This is a genomic window from Cellulomonas sp. (genome assembly GCF_017744555.1).
Lineage (GTDB): Bacteria > Actinomycetota > Actinomycetes > Actinomycetales > Cellulomonadaceae > Cellulomonas.
On record NZ_JAGIBD010000087.1, the window covers coordinates 1 to 2044 of the forward strand.

At 77.9% G+C, this 2044-nt stretch carries 2 protein-coding genes; one reads left to right on the plus strand and one right to left on the minus strand.

The window, feature by feature from the left end; genetic code table 11:
• Positions 1-479 precede the first annotated feature (479 nt).
• The gene (locus tag J7523_RS20180; RefSeq protein ID WP_291890556.1) at positions 480-1457 is read left to right on the plus strand and encodes a diguanylate cyclase; all 978 of its coding nucleotides are present in this window, start codon (positions 480-482) and stop codon (positions 1455-1457) included.
• Positions 1458-1699: 242 nt separating this feature from the next.
• On the opposite strand, the gene J7523_RS20185 is transcribed toward J7523_RS20180, so the two are convergent.
• On the minus strand, positions 1700-2044 hold a 345-nt coding region (locus tag J7523_RS20185; protein WP_291890558.1), incomplete at its 5' end, for an ATP-binding cassette domain-containing protein.

Here is a 2044-nt window from a genome sequence, read left to right on the forward strand (position 1 = left end):
GTCCTCGTCGACGCGGGCTACGCGGCCGTGCGCAAGGCGCCGTCGTCCGTCCGGACCGACGCTCGCCTGCTCACGTGGTTGCGTCTGACGCCCGCCGGCCGCCGCGCGTTCTCCGCGCACGTCGCCGCGCTCCGGGCGATCGCCGAGGGCCTCGCTCCCTGACCCCGCGCCCCAGCCCCCACCCCTCTGTCGTGAGAGGTCGATCCAGTCCACCCCCCTCGTCCGTGAGAGGTCGATCCAGTCCGTGCGACGGGGGTCGGCCGGGACGGTCGGCGCGAGGGCCGGTGACCAGCCGTCGACGGTTCGGCGACGAGCCGTCGAACCTTCGCGGACGACCGGACGACCCGGACCCCACCCGACCGGCGGGCGCACCACGATGACCCGGTGACCGTCCCCTCCGCCCCACCCGCCCGCCGTGTCCTCTCGTCCAGCGGGTGGTCCGTGCCGTCCGCCGTCGGCGCGCTGCCGCGGGGGCTGCGATGACCGCGGCCCCCGCCGAGGTCGCGGGACCGGCGGCGCCCGCCGCTCCCGCCGTCCCGCGCCACCTCGGCCAGGTCGCGGTGCCCGTGCGGAGCGTGCGGGCGGTCGACCGCGTCGCCGACGTCGAGATCCTGTTCCGCGCGCCCGCGTGCCAGGTCGTCGTCGTGCGCGACGACGAGGGTGGAGACGTGGGGCTGCTCACGCGGCACCGGTTCACCGAGGTCATGACGGGACGCCTGGGCTACGGCCGTGCGGTGCTCGCCCGGCGCCTCGTGGGGGAGGTCGCCGACTGGTCGCCGCTCGTGCTCGACGCGTCGACCAGCGTGGTCGACGCCGCGCGCGCCGCGATGGCCCGCGACGCCGCGGTGCGGCACGACGACGTGCTCGTGCCAGGCCCGTCGTGGTCCGCCGCGAGCACGGCCGACCTCGTGCAGGCCCTGACCGCGGCCGTCGCCGACCGCTCGGCGCGCGACCCGCTCACGGGCACGCTGAGCCGCGCGCACCTCGTCGCGACCACCACGCGCTGGGCGTCGCACGCGCTGCCCGGCACGCAGCGCCGCCTCCTGCTCGCGGCGGTCGACGTGGTGCGCATGGACGACGTCAACGCCGCCCACGGCCTCGACTCGGGCGACGCGCTGCTGCGCGCGCTCGCCGAGCGCGTGACCGCGGCGACGCCCGACGGCGGGGTCGTGGCCCGCCTCGACGGCGACGCGTTCGCCACGCTCGTGCTGCTGCCCGCGGTCCACGAGGACCGTGCGCTCGAGGTCGTCGCGTCGCTGCGGGAGCGGCTGCACGGCGCGTGCGCGGGCCTCGGGGTCGACGTGCGCGTCGCGGTCGCGGCGTCGGTCGCAGGCTGGGCCGACGCGGGGCTGCTGCTGCTCGAGGTCGAGCGCGAGCTGCGCTCGTCCCGCGCGCGCGGCACCCCGACGTCGACCCCGTCGGACGCCACGCGCGCCACGCTCCCCACGCGCCACTGACCTCGCTCGCGAGAGGTCGATCCGGTCTGCCAGGGTCGGCCTGCGGACGATCCCCCCTGCCCGTGAGAGGGCGATCCAGTCGTGCGTGCGGCTCGTGGCACCGCCCGGCTGGCGGCGGTGACGAGGCTCGATCGCACTCTCGCGGCAGGGGTGGCCTTCTCGCGGCGGGGCGGGCGGGGCGGGCGGGGTGGGTGGCGAGCGGGTGGTGAGGGGGCGTCCCCGGGTCGGGTGGTGAGAGGCCGTCAGCGGGTCGGGCGTGCCCCGAACGCCTCGGGAACGGCCTCGGCGAGCGCGCGCGTCTCGGGGTGCTGCGGGTCGCGCAGCACGTCGCGCAGCGGCCCGGACTCCACGATCGCGCCCTCGGCGAGCACGAGCACGTGCGACGTCAGGCGGTCGAGCAGGCGCACGTCGTGCGACGCGACGAGCAGGCCGATGCCGTCGGCACGCACGAGCGCGCGGATGTCGCCCGCGATGTCCTCGCGCATCGCGGGGTCGACGGCGGTCAGCGGCTCGTCGAGCAGCAGCAGGTCGGGGCGCGCGGCCAGCGCGCGGGCGATCGCGACGCGCTGCCGCTCGCCGCCCGAGAG